Source organism: Klebsiella sp. LTGPAF-6F, assembly GCF_001753185.1.
Classification (GTDB): Bacteria; Pseudomonadota; Gammaproteobacteria; order Enterobacterales; family Enterobacteriaceae; genus Klebsiella; species Klebsiella michiganensis.
Genome location: NZ_CP017450.1, coordinates 2,413,477 through 2,430,662 on the forward strand (window position 1 = coordinate 2,413,477; position 17,186 = coordinate 2,430,662).

Here is a 17,186-nt window from a genome sequence, read left to right on the forward strand (position 1 = left end):
TGTCCTCCTGCTGAAGATTAACCGTGTAATTTCACTGCCAGACCCGCAACGTGTTGCCCCTGATAGCGGGCAATGGCTAATTCTTCTTCACTTGGCTGGCGTGAGCCGTCGCCGCCGGCAATGGTGGTGGCGCCGTAAGGCGTGCCGCCGCGAACCTGCGAAACATCAAACAGCTCCTGGGCGCCGTAGCCAATCGGTACAATAATCATCCCGTGGTGGGCAAGCGTGGTCCAGGTTGAGGTGATGGTTTGCTCCTGACCGCCGCCGGTACCGGTTGAACTGAATACGCTGGCCAGTTTGCCGTACAGCGCTCCGGACGCCCACAGGCCGCCGGTCTGATCGAGAAAGGTGCGCATCTGTCCGGACATATTGCCGAAACGGGTTGGGGTACCAAAGATGATGGCGTCGTACTCAGCCAGCTCCTGCGGCGTGGCGACGGGCGCGTTTTGCGTTTTCCCGCCTGCTTTGGCAAAAACCTCTGCCTGCATGGTTTCCGGCACGCGCTTCACGACCACTTCAACGCCATCTACCTTGTTTGCTCCTTCGGCGACGGCATGCGCCATGGTCTCAATGTGTCCGTACATGGAATAATAAAGCACCAGAATCTTAGCCATTTGCATCACTCCTCGGTTGCGTTATGAGCCAGCCAGTCGACTGGCTACCTTTAAAGATAAGACCTCTGGCGAAGAGTGCAAATGCAACAATCATTTATTTGATTTATAACAACATTGCTAACATTCAGGGCTGTTGCAAAAAGATACATCTTCAGCGGCGCTATTTTAGGCTGTCATAAGAGTCGCTTAGCGCGCGTCCGGCGCAATAGCGGCAGTTCTTATACAAAATCTATTTCAGAATGTGACGATATCCACCCGGCACGGCTTTCCTTCGCTAACCTTAAAAGCACGTGATACGCAACCCGTATCGCGGAGGCCAGAGCCTCGTGTTTCACCTAATGCAGCATGATGTCTAACCTAAATGGAGGTCAGTAATGGCAAACCATCGTGGCGGTGCCGGCAACTTTGCCGAAGACCGTGAAAGAGCATCAGAAGCAGGTCGTAAAGGTGGCCAGCATAGCGGGGGGAACTTTAAAAACGATCCTCAACGCGCTTCCGAAGCGGGCAAGAAAGGGGGCAAAAACAGTCATGGTAGCCGCGAAAGCTAGCGCGCCGGATTGTTGCTGATGGGGGTTAATCTCCCGGGCCCGACCCCATCACCCTCGCCGCCGACGTCACGTCGGCGGTTTTTTTTCCACTTTGCAGGTTCCGCTGAGCGGGAGGAACGCCCGGCTCGCGGCGTAAACGCCTTAGCCGGGCTACGGGTTGACGCTGTTTTGTAGCCCCGGTAAGCGCAGCGCGACCGGGGATTTCCCGGTACGGGTCTGCTGGCGTTGCACGCTTTCATACCGGGGTGACGTTGGTTTGCCCGGCCTCACGCGGACGGCGGTTAAGCAGAGCGTGGAGCAGGATCGCGCCGAAGGTGGCCGTCCCGATGTCGCCGAGGGTAAAGCCGCCGAGCGAAAGCGCGAAGTCGCCCGCCCCCAGCACCAGCGTCACCGCCACCATAATCAGATTTGCGTTCTGGCTCAAATCCACGCGGTTCTGCACCCAAATTCGCGCGCCCGCGACGGCAATCAGGCCGAACACCACAATCGATGCGCCGCCGATCACCGGTCCCTGAATGGTATGGATCAGCGCGCCAAATTTCGGTGAAAACCCAAGCAGCATCGCAATCAGCGCCGCCGCGACGAACACCAGCGTCGAGTACACTTTGGTGACCGCCATCACGCCGATATTCTCCGCGTAGGTGGTCACGCCGCTGCCGCCAACCGAGCCGGAGAGCATCGTTGCCAGTCCGTCGCCGACGAACGCGCGGCCCATATACGGGTCCATATTGCGCCCGGTCATCCCGGCAACCGCCTTCAGGTGGCCGAGGTTTTCCGCCACCAGAATCACCGCCACGGGAGCGATCAGCATCATTGCCTGGCCGTTAAAGGTCGGGGCGGTCATCTGCGGCAAACCGAACCACGCCGCCTGCTCAAGCAGGCTAAAATCCAGCGGCTTGCCCAGCCCGAGGCCGTTGGCCAGCAATGCGTACAGCGCGCAGGCGATAATCAGCCCGACGAGGATCAGCAGCCGCTGCAGCATCCCGCGGGTAAACACCGCGACCAGGCCGATGCACAGCACCGTCAGCACCGCCATCCAGCCGTCGAACGGCGTTGCTGATACGCTGCGTACCGCGATGGGCGCGAGGTTAAGGTCTATCGCCATGACCACCGCGCCGGTGACTACCGGCGGCATCAGCCGCTCAATCCAGCGGGTACCGATTTTCATCACCACCAGGCCAATCAGGGTATAAACCAGCCCGCAGAGGATAATGCCGCCCAGCGCGACGCTAAGGTGCGGGTTAAGCCCCTGGCCGTTGAAGCCGGTAACGGCGATGACCACGCCGACAAAGGCAGCGCTGGAGCCAAGGTAGCTCGGCACGCGCCCGCCGGTAACCAAAAAGAACAGCAGGGTGCCGATGCCGGACATCAGGATCGACAGATTGGGATCCAGCCCCATCAGGATTGGCATCAGGACGGTCGCGCCAAACATCGCCACCGCGTGCTGAACGCCCATCACCACGGTTTGCCCGACCGACAGACGTTCATCGGGGGCCACGACGCCGGACGCGGCGGAGGGGGAGGTTAACTGCCAGCGAGGAAAATCGAAGAGAGCCATGATGAGATCCTGGGTTTAGGGTTAACAGGCTGGACGCATCAGCGTGTGGTAGCCGCGGTCGAACCACATCAGTCCGCGCGGTTCCGGATGGCGTACAATCGCCGCCACTTCGCAAAACAGGATGTCGTGAGTTCCGACGCTGACGATCTGGCTGATGCGGCAGTCGAAGCTGACCAGCGCCGCTTCCAGACGCGGACAGCCGGTCGCGCCGGTTTGCCAGTCGGCGGCGGCGAAGCGCTCCGCCATCGGCGTTTTACCGCCGAAAAGGTTCGAGAGTCCTTCCTGACCGGCCGCCAGGGTATTAACGCACAGCGCCTGGTGCTGGCTGAAGATCGGCCATACCGAGGCGGAACGATTCAGGCACACCAGCAGCGTGGGCGGCGCGTCGGTAACGCTGCAGACGGCGCTGGCGGTAAAGCCGGCGCGGCCTGCGGGACCATCGGTGGTGATGATGTTGACCGCCGCCCCGACGTGGGCCATGGCGTCGCGAAAGCTTTGTTTATCGGCAGTAGACATACGGGCTCCTTATGCCAGCTGGCAGGCATCATCAAAAGGCAGACGCGGCAGGCGAGCGTACAGCTTGCCGGGATCGCCGTAGCCGATATTAATCAGCAGGTTGCTTTTCCAGGCGCCGTCGGCAAAAAACGCCGCATCGACTTTTTCGCGGTCAAAGCCCGACATGGGGCCGGTGTCCAGGCCCAGCGCGCGGCAGGCGAAAATCAGGTACGCCGCCTGCAATGAACCGTTGCGAAAGGCGGTCTCTTCCACCATCTGCGGGCTGGAGGTAAACCAGCTGCGGGCGTCGCCGTGAGGGAACAGCTCCGGCAGCCGGTCATAGAACGCGCTGTCCCAGGCGACGATAGCGGTGACCGGCGCCTGCAGGGTCTTCGCAACGTTGCCGCTCGACAGAGCCGGGCGCAGCTTCTCTTTGCCTTCCGGCGTGCGGATGAAAACGAAGCGCGCCGGGGAGCAGTTAGCGGAGGTCGGTCCCATTTTCAGCAAGGCGTAGATTTCACGCAGCTGCTCGTCGCTGACCGGCCTGTCCAGCCAGCCGTTGTGGGTTCGGGCCTCGGTAAACAGCGCGGCGCAGGCGGCTGGGCTAATGGCTTCGCTCATAGATTCTCCTGGGGGACGGGCAGCATCGCGGCCAGCCCGTCGCATAAAATAGGGTTAAAGGTGGCGGTATCGGTGACGTTGCAGGCGTGGCCGCCCCAGGCCATTTCCGCCAGCTGGCTGCCGGGGATTGCCGCCTGCAGCACGCGGGAGCAGGAGGCCGGGACCAGCAGATCGTCAGCGGCGCTGATAATCAGCGTCGGGCAGGTTATCGCTGCCGCCCGCCGCGAAAAGTCGGCCTGCTTGAGGGCGTTCAGCCTTTTCAGTAAATTCTCTTTGCCCTGGAAATGGCTGATGGCGAGCGCGTCTTCGGCCTCCAGCCGCGGCAGGCGAGAGGCCATCCACTCCGCCGGATAGAGGAACAGCGGCTGCGCTTCTACCCACGCCTGCGCGCCACCCGCGTGCAGCAGGCGTTCGCGCACCAGAAAGCAGCGGCGGGTATGCGGGGAGAGCGTCAGCCAGCCGTTCACCAGCACCAGGGCGCTTATCGCTTCGGGATGGTCCAGCGCCAGCTGCAGACCGATCAGCGCGCCCAGGGCGTGGCCGACCAGCGCAAAACGCACAATCCCCGCCGCCTGCAGCGCCGCGTTAAGCTCCTGCGCCATGGCCGCCATGCTGTAGCCGACGGGCAGGGGGCCGCCGTTTTCACCGGTGCCGTTATGGTCATAGCTCACCAGCTGATAGTACGGTTCGAGCGCCGCCCGCTGCGGTAGCCAGTAGCCGCCCGCGCCGCCGAGCCCGGCGCTCAGAACCACCACCGGCGCGCCCGGATAAGGCGCCGGGGAGACATTTAGCTTCATCATGCCGGCTTCCCGATATGCGCGACGGTGGCTATTTCCACCAGCGCATCGGGCTTCACCAGCCCGCACTGAATACAGAAACGCGCCGGTTTGTCGCCGGGGAAGAACTCCGCGTAGACCTCATTAATCGCGGCGTAGTTTTTCCAGTCGGTGATAAAGATGCTGTTGAAGGTCACATCCGCCATACTGCCCCCCGCCGTCTCGATAACGCTCTTGATGGTTTCCAGCACGTGGCGGGTTTGCGCCTTTGGGTCGCCGATATAAACCACGTTGTTTTGCTTATCAAACGGCAGGGTGCCGGAGACGTAAACCACGCCGTCGGCCAGCGTGCCCGGGACAAACGGGGCGATAGGCGTGGTGGTGCCTGGCGGAATAATCACCTGTTTAGGCATAACGTTTCTCCTCGGAAAAGGCGCGCGGCGCGGCGGGCTCAAGGGCGGTACAGAAGCTGGCGACATCGCTGACCCAGCCAAAGAAGGTTTCGATATTGAACAGCGCCGCCTGCTGGGCGAACGCCGGACCGGCCTGATGGGTGGCGTCTTCCAGCACGATACCGAAATACTCGAGGAAGAAGCCGTCGCGCAGGGTCGATTCCACGCAGACGTTGGTGGCAATACCGGTAAAGATCAGATGGCGGATGCCGCGGCTGCGCAGAATGCTGTCGAGCGAGGTGTTAAAGAAGCCGCTGTAGCGCGGTTTCGGCAGCACGATATCGCCGGGCTGCGGCTTAAGCTGATCGACCAGCTGATAGTCCCAGCCGCCTTTCGCCAGCAGCTTGCCCTGCAGCTCCGGGTTCTTTCGCATTGTTTTCAGCGCGTTGGATTTATGAAAATTCGGCGAACCGGGGCCGCCGGCCTCCACGTACTGGTCGTCCCAGCCGTTCTGGAACCAGATAATCAGCATCCCGGCGGCGCGCGCGGCGGCCACGGCGACGTTGATATTGTCGATAACCGGGCGGGTGGCGGAAACGTCAAATCCGGCGAGGTCGAGATAGCCGCCCTGGCTGGCGTAGGCGTTCTGCATATCGACAACGATCAGCGCGCTCTGCTGCGGCGCAAAGGTCAGGGATTCCGGACGAGCGGGCAGGGTAATCATCAGGCAACCTCTTGAGTCATGGTGGCGATATGGTCGCGGCAGCGCATCAGCGGCTGAATGCGCTGACCAAAGGCTTCGATACCGATAAGGAAATCATCAAACGTCAGCAGCACGCCGTCGGTGCCGGGGACCGCCGCCACTTCGTCGAGCATGCGGGCGACGCTGGCGTAAGAGCCGACAAGGGTGCCCATATTGATGTTGACCGCCGAGGTGGGATCGGCCATCTGGCGCACGTTGGTGTCGCTGCCGGAGCGGGTGTCTTTCTGGCTCTGTTCGGTAAGCCACGCCAGCGCTTCGTCATCGGCGCCGGCTTTGTAATGCTCCCATTTGGCGCGGGCCGCCTCGTCGGTTTCGTCGGCAATCACCATGAACAGGACGTAGGAACCGACGTCGCGGCCGGTTTTTTCCGCCGCCTCCATCATCCGCGCGGCGGTGGGGGCGAAGGCGGCAGGGGTGTTGACCCCTTTGCCGAAGCAGAAGTTGTAGTCAGCGTGCCGGGCGGAGAACGCCATACCGGCGTCGCTTTGCCCGGCGCAGATCACTTTCATCGGCTGCGACGGCTGCGGGCTGACGCGGCAGTCGTTCATGGTGAAGTAGTCGCCTTTAAAGTCGCTGCGCCCGGTTCCCCACAGGTCGCGCAGGACCTGGACATATTCGGTGAGATAGTCGTAGCGGCTGGCGAAGTAGTCGTCGCCCGGCCAGATGCCCATCTGCTCGTATTCCGGCTTTTGCCAGCCGGTGACCAGATTGACGCCAAAGCGGCCGCCGGAGATAGAGTCGATAGTCGAGGCCATGCGCGCGACGATCGCCGGGGGTAGCGTCAGCGTGGCGGCGGTGGCGTAGATCTGAATGCGCGAAGTGACGGCCGCCAGTCCGGCCATCAGGGTGAAGGACTCCAGATTATGATCCCAGAATTCGGTCTTGCCGCCGAAGCCGCGCAGTTTAATCATCGACAGCGCGAAATCGAAGCCGTAGTGTTCGGCTTTTTGCACGATGGCCTTATTGAGCTCAAACGTCGGCATGTACTGGGGAGCATGGGTGGAAATCAGCCAGCCGTTATTACCAATCGGAACGAAGACACCAATTTTCATACCTACCTCTCTGCATGTCGTTGAACAAGAAGGCGCGGCGCTGCATCCTGCATCTCCCTCAATCACCTCGCCTGAAAGATAAAGCAAAGGCGATGCCAGTTTTGCAAAGGCTAATGTTATTAAGGTGTTGCTGTATGGTTGCTGAAAATAGCAGCAATAAAAGTGGACTGAATGGTCAAAATCGGTGCACGAAAAAACCGCAGTCGTGCGCAATCAGGGTGCAGAGAGTCGTGTCGGCGCTGGGCTTTTGCTATGCTGATGGCGTGAAAAGAAGGAGATAACGAATGGCACAGGGCGGCGTGAAAAAGATCGGCAAACGCTCACAGGCGGTGAGCGCGAAAAAAGAGGCTATCCTGGCCGCCGCGCTGGACGCGTTCTCGCAGTTTGGTATCCACGGTACCCGGCTTGAGCAGGTCGCCGAACTGGCCGGGGTATCGAAAACGAACCTGCTCTACTACTACCCGTCGAAAGAGGCGCTGTATATTGCCGTGCTGCAGCAGATTCTGGCTATCTGGCTGGCGCCGCTAAAGGCCTTTCGCGAAGATATCAGCCCGCTGGTGGCCATCGGCGAATATATCCGCCTTAAGCTGGAGGTTTCTCGCGATCACCCGCAGGCGTCAAGGCTGTTCTGCCTGGAGATGCTGCAGGGCGCGCCGCTGCTGATGGGCGAGCTGACCGGCGATCTGAAAGCGCTGGTGGATGAAAAGTCGGCGATTATTTCCGGCTGGGTCGAGAGCGGCAGTCTGGCGCCGGTTGACCCGCAGCATCTGATCTTTATGATCTGGGCGACCACACAGCATTACGCCGATTTCGCCACTCAGGTTGAGGCGGTAACCGGCGCGACGCTGCGCGATGAGGCGTTTTTTCAGCAAACCGTCGATAACGTCCAGCGGATGATTATCGAAGGGATTCGCGTACGTTAATTGGCGGGCGGCAGCGGGCAGCTCTGATCGCCATCCTCGCACTGCAGCAGCGAGGCGAGGAACGATTCGCGCTCGACGGTTTTATCGGACATGCACTGGTTGATCAGCATCGGCTGTACGCTGCCGCCTTCAGCGCCGGAGGCGAGGAATTGACAGTCGGCGTCGCGCAGGGCAATCCACGACAGCTGCGCTTTTTTCAGCAACTCCTGCTGCTTGCCGGAGGCGCGCTTCAGCGCTTCCTGGTACGTTTCATTTAGTTTTTTGTCGTCAGCCTGGTACCGCTCGGCGGTGCACTGGTTCATTTCCGTTTGATTGCTGGCGTTGCTGCATTCGTCCGCCAGCGCATGGGTGCTTGCCAGCAGCGCGGCAAAAGCGAGTAAAGTGCGTTTCATTGGTCAACTCCCATAAAAAAAGCTCCCGTCCGGGAGCCTTAATTAACCACAGCCTGCGTCTGGTGTCATTAGCTGACGTTGTGCCGTCTGCTTTCCCGGGGGCGGCGCAAAGCGCCTTGCCCGGGCTACTGATAGTGCGGGCTGTGGTTGGGTAGCCCGGGTAAGGCATCAGCCGCAACCCGGAAAGCAGGCTTAGCCAATCGTCATCAGGCTGGCGTTGCCGCCGGCCGCGGCGGTATTGACGCTGAGCGAACGTTCAATATAGAGGCGCTCCAGCAGCAGATTGCTCTCGCCGCGGGCGAAGCCCTGCACCGACACGATAGCGCCATCGCGCGCCGCCACCTGTTCGCACAGTTCCCGCAGCTGATCGGAATCGCCGTGGTAGATAACCGCATCGAAAGGCTCGGTCGTCAGGGTTTCCGCTTTGGCGAAGTGGATCCGCGCGCTGACCTCACGCGGCAGCTTTTTCGCCAGCTCGCGCTGCAGAGGGGCGTCCGGCCACAGCACTTCGCAGCCAACGGCGGTCACGCCCGCCAGCTGGGTGAGCGCATCCTGCTCATTATCGGCCACGCACAGCACGCGGTCGCGCGGCATAAAGGTCAGGGTGTTGCGCTCGCCGGTTGGCCCCGGCAGCAGACGCTGGGTTCCGGCCTGCGCCTGCTCGCTGAACTGCTGGCACAGAGCATGCAGCTCCGGGCGATCCGCCGCCCACTGCTGTAAAGCGACCAGCGGTTTTTCCAGCAGCGTCTTCAGCTGCGCGTCCAGCGGATACTCCGCGTCCTGGCGGGCGAGGGTAATCCCGACGGCGTTCTGCGGGCGGCTGGAGAGCAGCCGATACAGATACAGCGGGCCGCCGGCTTTTGGACCCGTACCCGACAGGCCCTCGCCGCCGAACGGCTGCACGCCGACCACGGCGCCGACCATATTACGGTTGACGTACAGGTTGCCGACGTTGGCGCTGCCGGTGACCTGAGCGATGGTTTCGTCAATACGGGTATGCACGCCGAGGGTCAGACCGTAGCCGGAGGCGTTAATCTGTTTGACCAGCCCGTCCAGTTCGTTGCGGTTATAGCGCACTACGTGCAGCACCGGGCCGAAGACCTCTTTTTTCAGCTCATCGAAGCTGTCGAGCTCAATGAGCGTCGGCGGAACGAAAGTACCGCTGGTCCACTCGCGGGAATCTTCGCCGTTTTCGCGCACCGCCTGGAAGACTTTGCGCCCTTTGGCGCGCAGCGTCTGGATGTGGCGCTCAATATTCTCTTTGGCTTCGGCGTCAATCACCGGCCCGATATCGGTGGTCAGGCGGCCCGGATTGCCCATCCGGCACTCGGCCATCGCGCCGCGCAGCATGGTCAGCGTATGATCGGCGATATCATCCTGCAGGCAGAGTACGCGCAGGGCGGAGCAGCGCTGCCCCGCGCTGTCGAACGCCGAGGCGAGCACGTCGACAACCACCTGCTCGGTTAATGCTGAAGAGTCGACGATCATCGCGTTCATGCCGCCGGTTTCGGCGATCAGCGGCGTCGGACGCCCCTGAGCATCCAGCCGGCTGGCGATATTGCGCTGCAGCAGGGTGGCGACTTCGGTTGAGCCGGTAAACATCACGCCGCGTACGCGCTCGTCGGAAGTCAGCGCGGCGCCGACGGTTTCTCCGCGGCCCGGCAGCAGCTGAATAACGCCCGGCGGTACGCCCGCTTCCAGCAGGATCGCCACGCCCTGAGCGGCGATGAGCGGCGTCTGCTCGGCTGGTTTTGCCAGCACGGTATTGCCTGCCGCCAGCGCGGCGGCAATTTGTCCGCTAAAGATCGCCAGCGGGAAGTTCCACGGGCTGATACAGACGACCGGGCCCAGCGGGCGATGGGTTTCGTTGTCAAAATCGTTGCGCACCTGACCGGCGTAGTAGTGGAGGAAGTCCACCGCTTCGCGCACTTCGGCAATCGCGTTGCTGAAGGTTTTCCCCGCTTCGCGCACCAGGATGCCCATCAGGGTCGGCATCTGGCCTTCCATCAGCACCGCGGCGCGTTCGAGGATCGCCGCGCGCTCCTGCGGCGGGGTGGCGAACCAGATTGGCGCGTTGTTAACCGCGCTGGTCAGCGCCTGCTGAACTTCGTCCTCGCTGGCTTCGCGCACGTAGCCGACGATATCTTTTGGCTCTGCCGGGTTCACGACCGGCTGCATTTCGCCTTCGGCCACCGGGTGCTCCAGCATCGGCAGCGCCTGCCATTTATGCAGCGCGCTGTTTAATAACGAGGAGGAGAGGGAGGCCAGACGATGCTCGTTGGCGAGATCCAGACCGGCTGAATTGCTGCGGTCTTTGCCGTAAAGATCGCGCGGCAGCGGGATTTTCGGGTGCGGAAGACCCACCTGGCCCTCCTGCTGGGCCAGTTTTTCCACCGCGGCGACCGGGTCGGCAACCAGCTCATCCAGCGGCAGGGTGCTGTCAGCGATACGGTTCACGAACGAGGTGTTGGCGCCGTTTTCCAGCAGACGACGCACAAGATACGCCAGCAGCGTTTCGTGGGTGCCGACCGGCGCGTAGATACGGCACGGGCGGTTGAGTTTGCCATCGGCGACTTTACCGGTCACCTGCTCGTACAGCGGCTCGCCCATGCCGTGCAGGCACTGGAATTCGTACTGTCCCGGGTAGTAGTTCTGTCCGGCCAGCTGATAAATTGCCGCCAGGGTGTGGGCGTTATGGGTCGCGAACTGCGGATAGATCAGGCTCGGCACCGCCAGCAGCTTTTTCGCACAGGCCAGATAGGAGACGTCGGTGTAGACCTTGCGGGTATAGACCGGATAGCCTTCGAGACCGTCCATCTGCGCGCGTTTGATTTCGCTGTCCCAGTAGGCGCCTTTAACCAGACGAATCATCAGGCGGCGACGGCTGCGGGTCGCGAGGTCGATCAGGTAGTCAATCACGAACGGGCAGCGTTTCTGATAGGCCTGGATCACAAAGCCAATCCCGTTCCAGCCCGCCAGCTCCGGTTCAAAGCAGAGTTTTTCCAGCAGATCGAGAGAGATCTCCAGGCGATCGGCCTCTTCGGCGTCAATGTTGATACCGATATCGTACTGGCGCGCCAGCAGGGTCAGCGATTTCAGGCGCGGGTAAAGCTCTTCCATCGCGCGGTCGTACTGGGCGCGGCTGTAGCGCGGGTGCAGCGCGGAGAGCTTAATCGAAATGCCCGGTCCTTCATAAATGCCCCGTCCGTTGGAGGCTTTGCCGATGGCGTGGATCGCCTGCTGGTAGGAGACCATATAGGCCTGAGCATCGTCGGCGGTCAGCGCCGCTTCGCCCAGCATATCGTAGGAGTAGCGGAAGCCTTTGTCTTCCAGCTTACGGGCGTTGGCCAGCGCTTCGGCGATGGTTTCGCCGGTGACGAACTGCTCGCCCATCAGGCGCATCGCCATATCGACGCCTTTACGAATCAGCGGTTCGCCGCTTTTGCCGATAATACGGTTCAGCGAGCGCGACAGGCTGGTTTCGTTGTGGGTGGAGACCAGCTTGCCGGTAAACAGCAGCCCCCAGGTGGCGGCGTTGACGAACAGCGACGGGCTGCGGCCGATATGCGACTGCCAGTTGCCGTTGCTGATTTTGTCGCGGATCAGGGCATCGCGGGTGGCTTTGTCGGGAATGCGCAGCAGCGCTTCTGCCAGGCACATCAGGGCCACGCCTTCCTGCGAGGAGAGCGAGAACTCCTGCAGCAGGCTCTGCACCATTCCGGCGCGGCCGCTGGCGGTTTTCTGATTGCGCAGCTTCTCCGCCAGCTGATAGGCGAGCTTGTGCGCCTGTTCGCCGAGAGTCTGCGGCAGGCGAGCCTGCTCCAGCAGCATCGGCACGGCGTCGGTTTCGGCCCAGCGCCAGGCGGCGGTGATCGACGCGCGGGAAACGGACTGCGGCAGGATCTGCTCGGCGAAATCGAGGAAGGGCTGATAAGGTTCGTCAGCCGGATGACCGGCCTCATCGCTTTCGTTCGCCGCGCCGGACAGCAGCGCCGGCAGCTCCGGCAGCGTCTCGTCGTTTTCCAGCTTTTCCAGATAGTTGAAAATGGCCTGTTTAATCAGCCAGTGCGGCGTGCGGTCAATACGGCTCGCCGCGGATTTAATGCGTTCGCGCGTCGCGTCGTCAAGTTTTACACCCATGGTGGTGGTGCCCATGTCAGGAACTCCTGTAATAGAACGTCTTCGTGCCAAGATGAGGTTGCGTAGAAATATCTACCATGTTGCAACTTTGTGCAACCTTGTTAATTGAGAATTGTGTGGCAGGTAGAAAAACGCCGTGAATGTTAAAAATGATGATGAAAATAGCAGGTATTTACCCCCTGTCTAATAAGGTATTTCTATGCGTCACTTAACACTTTTGCGTGGTGCAACCGCTAAAAACGTGAGAGAGTGCAACCTATAACAAAATGAAGTTTGGTCCCGGAAGCATTTCGTGTAAATGCTGTGTTAAATCGTTTGTGAAAAAACAAAGCTTCCGTCAGGATACGGTCGCCCAATACAACCAATAGGCCATTGCCCCGTTCCGGTAGTGGATAAAACGACAAATTTGGATGCTGTCGACAAAAATTCTGGAGATTTTTACATGGCTATTAGCACACCCATGTTGGTGACTTTTATTGTTTATATTTTTGGCATGGTACTCATCGGCTTTATTGCCTGGCGCTCGACAAAGAACTTTGATGATTATATTCTCGGCGGCCGCAGCCTTGGCCCATTTGTCACCGCGCTCTCCGCCGGAGCCTCCGATATGAGCGGCTGGCTGCTGATGGGGCTACCGGGGGCGATATTTATTTCCGGTATTTCCGAAAGCTGGATTGCCATTGGCCTGACGTTAGGCGCATGGATTAACTGGAAGCTGGTGGCGGGGCGTTTGCGGGTGCATACCGAGGCGAATAATAACGCCCTGACGCTGCCGGATTATTTCACCGGCCGTTTTGAAGATAAAAGCCGCGTGCTGCGAATTATCTCGGCGCTGGTCATTTTGTTATTTTTCACCATCTATTGCGCTTCCGGTATTGTGGCCGGCGCGCGTCTGTTTGAAAGCACCTTTGGCATGAGCTACGAAACCGCGCTGTGGGCCGGGGCGGCGGCAACCATTATTTATACCTTTGTCGGCGGCTTCCTCGCGGTAAGCTGGACCGATACCGTTCAGGCCAGCCTGATGATATTCGCCCTGATCCTGACGCCGGTGATGGTGGTGATTTCCGTCGGCGGGTTTGGCGATTCCCTGGAAGTGATTAAGCAAAAGAGCATTGAGAACGTTGATATGCTCAAGGGCCTGAACTTCGTGGCGATTATTTCGCTGATGGGCTGGGGCCTGGGCTATTTTGGTCAGCCGCATATTCTGGCGCGCTTTATGGCGGCGGATTCGCATCACAGCATCGTTCACGCCCGTCGCATCAGCATGACCTGGATGATCCTCTGCCTGGCGGGTGCCTGTTCCGTCGGCTTCTTCGGTATTGCCTACTTCAATAACAACCCGGCCGTTGCCGGTGCGGTTAATCAGAACGCCGAACGCGTCTTTATCGAACTGGCGCAGATTCTGTTCAACCCGTGGATTGCCGGGATCCTGCTGTCGGCGATTCTGGCGGCGGTGATGTCCACCCTGAGCTGCCAGCTGCTGGTGTGCTCAAGCGCGATTACGGAAGATCTGTATAAAGCGTTTTTGCGTAAAAATGCCGGACAGAAAGAGCTGGTATGGATAGGACGCTTTATGGTGCTGCTCGTCGCGTTAATTGCGATCGCCCTGGCGGCCAACCCGGAAAACCGCGTGCTGGGTCTGGTGAGCTACGCATGGGCTGGCTTTGGCGCGGCGTTTGGCCCGGTGGTGCTGTTCTCGGTGATGTGGTCACGAATGACCCGTAACGGTGCGCTGGCCGGGATGATCATCGGCGCCTTAACGGTCATTATCTGGAAGCAGTTCGGCTGGCTGGGCCTGTATGAAATCATCCCAGGCTTTATCTTTGGTAGCCTGGGGATTGTGGTCTTCAGCCTGCTGGGTAAAGCGCCCTCCGCCGAGATGCAGCGACGCTTCGCCGAAGCGGACGCCCATTATCACTCCGCGCCGCCGGTGCGCGCGACCGCCGAGTAATCCTCTGCAACCCCATCAAGCCCGCGTAATGCGGGCTTTGTTATTTATGCCTCTTGCTAATGGCTTGAAAATACGCTGATATCTCAGCACAAATAACAATGAGGGTAGCAAAATGAGTTTCAAACAGGGTGCAGTGGCGCTGGTACTGGCAGGGATATTAAGCGGCTGCGTAGCGCCCGCCGCGAAGACGGCTCCGGCGGCGGACGCTAACGCCTGCCCGGCGGATAACGCCATGGTGCAAACCACGCTTTATTTCGGCTTAAGCCGTCCGGCCGGGAAGGATATTACCGCGCAGGAGTGGCAGCAGTTCGTTGACCGCGACGTGACGCCGCGCTTTCGCGATGGCCTGACGGTCTTTGACGCGCGCGGGCAGTGGCTGGGCAATGACGGTACCGTGGCGCGCGAGCAGAGCAAAGCGCTGATGCTGATTCACGGCAAAGATGCGAAGAGCGAAGAGGGGATTGAGGCGCTGCGCACGACCTATAAATCACGCTTTGCGCAGGAGTCGGTGATGCGCGTTGACCAGCCGGTCTGCGTACATTTTTAATTTGAATCAGGTGAAATTCCCGGGTTGCGGCTAACGCCTTACCCGGGCTACATAGCTACGCGGGCCTGTTACCCCGGGGTAACAGGCCAAACGCGCTTCGGTTACAGTACCAGCCCCGCAAAGCTGGCGGAGAGCAGGCTGACCAGCGTTGCGCCATACACCAGGCGCAGGCCGAAGCGGGAAACGATATTCCCCTGCTGCTCGTTCAGGCCTTTAATCGCCCCGGCGATAATGCCGATAGAGGCAAAGTTGGCGAAGGAAACCAGGAACACGGATAAAATTCCCAGCCCGCGCGGCGTCATGCTGGCGGCTATTTTTTGCAGCTCAATCATAGCGACAAATTCATTGGCCACCAGTTTCGTCGCCATAATACTCCCGGCGTTCAGCGCATCGCTAAGCGGAATGCCAATCAGCCACGCCAGGGGATAAAAGACGTAGCCGAGGATCTGCTGGAAGCTCAGGCCAAATATCGTGGCGAACAGGGCATTTATGGCGCTAATTAAGGCGATAAAACCAATCAGCATCGCCAGAATAATCATCGCGACTTTAAAACCGGCCAGAATATATTCACCGAGCATTTCAAAGAAGCTCTGGGATTCATGCAGTTTTTCAAGCTTGATCTCCTCCTCGCTGCCCGGACGCGTCGGGTTAATGATCGACAGCACAATAAAGGTGCTGAACATATTCAGGATCAGCGCGGCGACGACGTATTTCGCGTCGAGCATACTCATATAAGCGCCGACGATGGAGAGCGACACCGTCGACATCGCGGTGGCCGACATGGTGAACAGGCGGCGGGAAGAGAGATCGCCGAGCACGCCTTTATAGGCAATAAAGTTCTCTGATTGACCGAGAATCAGCGAACTGACCGCGTTGAAGGACTCCAGCTTACCCATACCGTTAACCTTTGACAGCAGGGTGCCAATCAGGCGAATAAAAATTGGCAGAATACGCCAGTGCTGAAGAATACCGATGAGCGCGGAGATAAAGACAATGGGGCACAGCACGCCAAGGAAAATAAACGCCAGCCCTTTTTCACTCATGCCGCCAAATACAAAGTTGGTGCCTTCGGCGGCAAAGCCGAGCAGTGATTCAAAAAAGGATGCGATATTTTTCACTAGCCACAGGCCGCTTTCGGCGTGGAGAAAAAAGAAAGCCAGGGCAACTTCAATAATAATTAACTGGATAATATAGCGAATGCGGATTTTTTTACGGTCGTAGCTGGCAAGCCAGGCAAGGGCGAGGATAACCACCAGCGCCAGCAGGAAGTGCAAGAATTGAGTCATGTCGTTTATTTCGCAGGTCAATAAGGCCGCCATTTAGCCACAGCTGGGCAGCCGGGTAAATATCTGGCGCAAAAAATCCCGTCCTCCTGCCCCGAGGGGCCTGGGCTGCGGGATAATCGCGCAAGTCATTATTTGTTCGCGACTGATTTACAAATCGTCATCATTCACTCCACATTTCACTTGTGTTTCTGATTATTGTAATGATAATCACTATCATAAATATTTACCTATCTTTGCATCAGTTGACTGCGGTTCACATTTAAGGGTGTTGGCATGTTTGTCCCATTTCTCATCATGTTACGTGAAGGCCTGGAAGCTGCGCTGATTGTCAGCCTGATTGCCAGCTATCTGAAACGCCCCCAGCGCGGTAGCTGGATTGGCGTCATGTGGATTGGGGTGCTGCTTGCGGCGGCGCTGTGCCTGGGCCTCGGCATTTTTATCAACGAAACCACCGGCGAGTTTCCGCAGCGCGAGCAGGAGCTGTTCGAAGGCATCGTGGCGGTGGTGGCGGTGTGCATTCTGACCTGGATGGTGTTCTGGATGCGTAAAGTGTCGCGCAACGTCAAACAGCAGCTTGAGCAGGCGGTTGATAATGCCCTCCAGCGCGGAAATAACCACGGCTGGGCGCTGGTGATGATGGTTTTTTTCGCCGTCGCGCGTGAAGGCCTGGAATCGGTCTTTTTCCTGCTCGCCGCTTTCCAGCAGGATGTCGGAATCTGGCCGCCCATCGGCGCGATGCTCGGCCTGGCGACGGCCATCGTTTTAGGGTTCCTGATCTACTGGGGCGGCATCCGCATGAATCTCGCCGTCTTTTTCAAATGGACCAGCCTGTTTATTTTACTGGTGGCCGCAGGCCTCGCCGCGGGGGCTATCCGCGCCTTCCATGAGGCCGGACTGTGGAACCATTTCCAGGCGGTCGCCTTCGACCTGAGCAACGTCATTTCGACGCACACCCTATTCGGCACGCTGCTGGAAGGGATCTTCGGCTATCAGGAAACGCCGACCGTCAGCGAAGTGGCGGTCTACTTTATCTATTTGATCCCGGCGCTGGTGCTGTACGTCTCGCCGCCGGGTAAAAAAACCACCGCATCCCGGGCAGCGTAGTCGGGCATCGCGGATTGCAATAGT

Annotated in this window: 16 protein-coding genes; 5 read left to right on the forward strand and 11 right to left on the reverse strand. The window is 59.5% G+C overall.

Features of this window, described 5'->3' with window-relative positions:
- Positions 1–17 precede the first annotated feature (17 nt).
- Positions 18–614, reverse strand: a complete 597-nt coding sequence (wrbA, locus tag BJF97_RS11240) for an NAD(P)H:quinone oxidoreductase (RefSeq protein WP_004100968.1) — start codon at positions 612–614, stop codon at positions 18–20.
- 374 nt (positions 615–988) lie between these two features.
- Here wrbA and BJF97_RS11245 point away from each other — a divergent pair, with 374 nt between their 5' ends.
- Complete coding sequence (locus BJF97_RS11245) at positions 989–1,162, forward strand: general stress protein (RefSeq protein WP_004131287.1); 174 nt, start codon at positions 989–991, stop codon at positions 1,160–1,162.
- Positions 1,163–1,397: 235 nt separating this feature from the next.
- On the opposite strand, the gene rutG is transcribed toward BJF97_RS11245, so the two are convergent.
- Genes rutG through rutA form a run of 7 tightly spaced genes read right to left on the reverse strand, consistent with a single transcriptional unit; the run spans position 1,398 to position 6,819 of the window.
- Positions 1,398–2,720: a pyrimidine utilization transport protein G gene (gene rutG, locus BJF97_RS11250; RefSeq protein WP_070082904.1), complete on the reverse strand. Its 1,323-nt coding sequence runs from the start codon at positions 2,718–2,720 to the stop codon at positions 1,398–1,400.
- A 21-nt stretch (positions 2,721–2,741) separates the two neighbouring features.
- Positions 2,742–3,236, reverse strand: coding sequence for an NADH-dependent FMN reductase RutF (rutF, locus tag BJF97_RS11255; protein WP_014228795.1), 495 nt, complete (start codon positions 3,234–3,236; stop codon positions 2,742–2,744).
- A gap of 9 nt (positions 3,237–3,245) precedes the next feature.
- The gene (locus tag BJF97_RS11260) at positions 3,246–3,836 is read right to left on the reverse strand and encodes a malonic semialdehyde reductase (protein WP_014228796.1); all 591 of its coding nucleotides are present in this window, start codon (positions 3,834–3,836) and stop codon (positions 3,246–3,248) included.
- Complete coding sequence (rutD, locus tag BJF97_RS11265) at positions 3,833–4,636, reverse strand: pyrimidine utilization protein D (protein WP_014838061.1); 804 nt, start codon at positions 4,634–4,636, stop codon at positions 3,833–3,835. Before rutD ends, BJF97_RS11260 begins: the two co-directional genes overlap by 4 nt.
- Complete coding sequence (gene rutC / locus BJF97_RS11270) at positions 4,633–5,025, reverse strand: pyrimidine utilization protein C (protein WP_004131297.1); 393 nt, start codon at positions 5,023–5,025, stop codon at positions 4,633–4,635. Before rutC ends, rutD begins: the two co-directional genes overlap by 4 nt.
- A complete protein-coding gene (gene rutB / locus BJF97_RS11275) occupies positions 5,018–5,728 on the reverse strand; it encodes a pyrimidine utilization protein B (protein ID WP_070082905.1) in 711 nt (236 codons plus the stop codon). Before rutB ends, rutC begins: the two co-directional genes overlap by 8 nt.
- Positions 5,728–6,819, reverse strand: coding sequence for a pyrimidine utilization protein A (gene rutA, locus BJF97_RS11280; protein WP_014228799.1), 1,092 nt, complete (start codon positions 6,817–6,819; stop codon positions 5,728–5,730). The genes rutB and rutA overlap by 1 nt, the downstream gene beginning before the upstream one ends.
- Positions 6,820–7,103: 284 nt before the next feature.
- Between rutA and rutR the strand changes: the two genes are divergently transcribed.
- Positions 7,104–7,742, forward strand: a complete 639-nt coding sequence (gene rutR, locus BJF97_RS11285) for an HTH-type transcriptional regulator RutR (RefSeq protein WP_032692838.1) — start codon at positions 7,104–7,106, stop codon at positions 7,740–7,742.
- On the opposite strand, the gene BJF97_RS11290 is transcribed toward rutR, so the two are convergent.
- Entirely contained in the window at positions 7,739–8,134 is a 396-nt protein-coding gene (locus BJF97_RS11290) for a lysozyme inhibitor LprI family protein (protein ID WP_014228800.1), read from the reverse strand. The genes rutR and BJF97_RS11290 overlap by 4 nt on opposite strands.
- 192 nt (positions 8,135–8,326) lie before the next feature.
- Positions 8,327–12,289 (reverse strand): trifunctional transcriptional regulator/proline dehydrogenase/L-glutamate gamma-semialdehyde dehydrogenase, encoded by a 3,963-nt coding sequence (gene putA / locus BJF97_RS11295; RefSeq protein ID WP_032692837.1) that lies wholly within the window; start codon positions 12,287–12,289, stop codon positions 8,327–8,329.
- 427 nt (positions 12,290–12,716) lie between these two features.
- On the opposite strand from putA, the gene putP reads away from it, so the two are divergent.
- Both putP and BJF97_RS11305 read left to right on the forward strand, forming a co-directional pair.
- Entirely contained in the window at positions 12,717–14,225 is a 1,509-nt protein-coding gene (gene putP / locus BJF97_RS11300; RefSeq protein WP_025106252.1) for a sodium/proline symporter PutP, read from the forward strand.
- A 112-nt stretch (positions 14,226–14,337) separates the two neighbouring features.
- The gene (locus BJF97_RS11305) at positions 14,338–14,772 is read left to right on the forward strand and encodes a DUF3574 domain-containing protein (protein WP_014228803.1); all 435 of its coding nucleotides are present in this window, start codon (positions 14,338–14,340) and stop codon (positions 14,770–14,772) included.
- 101 nt (positions 14,773–14,873) lie between these two features.
- On the opposite strand, the gene BJF97_RS11310 is transcribed toward BJF97_RS11305, so the two are convergent.
- Positions 14,874–16,058 (reverse strand): NupC/NupG family nucleoside CNT transporter, encoded by a 1,185-nt coding sequence (locus BJF97_RS11310; RefSeq protein ID WP_014228804.1) that lies wholly within the window; start codon positions 16,056–16,058, stop codon positions 14,874–14,876.
- Positions 16,059–16,331: 273 nt separating this feature from the next.
- Here BJF97_RS11310 and efeU point away from each other — a divergent pair, with 273 nt between their 5' ends.
- Positions 16,332–17,162: an iron uptake transporter permease EfeU gene (gene efeU / locus BJF97_RS11315; RefSeq protein WP_032692836.1), complete on the forward strand. Its 831-nt coding sequence runs from the start codon at positions 16,332–16,334 to the stop codon at positions 17,160–17,162.
- Positions 17,163–17,186: the final 24 nt, after the last annotated feature.

Bases quoted from the DNA above. Each gene is read 5' to 3' on its own strand.
- wrbA (WP_004100968.1), bottom strand. From the start codon at position 614: ATGGCTAAGATTCTGGTGCTTTATTATTCCATGTACGGACACATTGAG.
- BJF97_RS11245 (WP_004131287.1), top strand. From the start codon at position 989: ATGGCAAACCATCGTGGCGGTGCCGGCAACTTTGCCGAAGACCGTGAA.
- rutG (WP_070082904.1), bottom strand. From the start codon at position 2,720: ATGGCTCTCTTCGATTTTCCTCGCTGGCAGTTAACCTCCCCCTCCGCC.
- rutF (WP_014228795.1), bottom strand. From the start codon at position 3,236: ATGTCTACTGCCGATAAACAAAGCTTTCGCGACGCCATGGCCCACGTC.
- BJF97_RS11260 (WP_014228796.1), bottom strand. From the start codon at position 3,836: ATGAGCGAAGCCATTAGCCCAGCCGCCTGCGCCGCGCTGTTTACCGAG.
- rutD (WP_014838061.1), bottom strand. From the start codon at position 4,636: ATGATGAAGCTAAATGTCTCCCCGGCGCCTTATCCGGGCGCGCCGGTG.
- rutC (WP_004131297.1), bottom strand. From the start codon at position 5,025: ATGCCTAAACAGGTGATTATTCCGCCAGGCACCACCACGCCTATCGCC.
- rutB (WP_070082905.1), bottom strand. From the start codon at position 5,728: ATGATTACCCTGCCCGCTCGTCCGGAATCCCTGACCTTTGCGCCGCAG.
- rutA (WP_014228799.1), bottom strand. From the start codon at position 6,819: ATGAAAATTGGTGTCTTCGTTCCGATTGGTAATAACGGCTGGCTGATT.
- rutR (WP_032692838.1), top strand. From the start codon at position 7,104: ATGGCACAGGGCGGCGTGAAAAAGATCGGCAAACGCTCACAGGCGGTG.
- BJF97_RS11290 (WP_014228800.1), bottom strand. From the start codon at position 8,134: ATGAAACGCACTTTACTCGCTTTTGCCGCGCTGCTGGCAAGCACCCAT.
- putA (WP_032692837.1), bottom strand. From the start codon at position 12,289: ATGGGCACCACCACCATGGGTGTAAAACTTGACGACGCGACGCGCGAA.
- putP (WP_025106252.1), top strand. From the start codon at position 12,717: ATGGCTATTAGCACACCCATGTTGGTGACTTTTATTGTTTATATTTTT.
- BJF97_RS11305 (WP_014228803.1), top strand. From the start codon at position 14,338: ATGAGTTTCAAACAGGGTGCAGTGGCGCTGGTACTGGCAGGGATATTA.
- BJF97_RS11310 (WP_014228804.1), bottom strand. From the start codon at position 16,058: ATGACTCAATTCTTGCACTTCCTGCTGGCGCTGGTGGTTATCCTCGCC.
- efeU (WP_032692836.1), top strand. From the start codon at position 16,332: ATGTTTGTCCCATTTCTCATCATGTTACGTGAAGGCCTGGAAGCTGCG.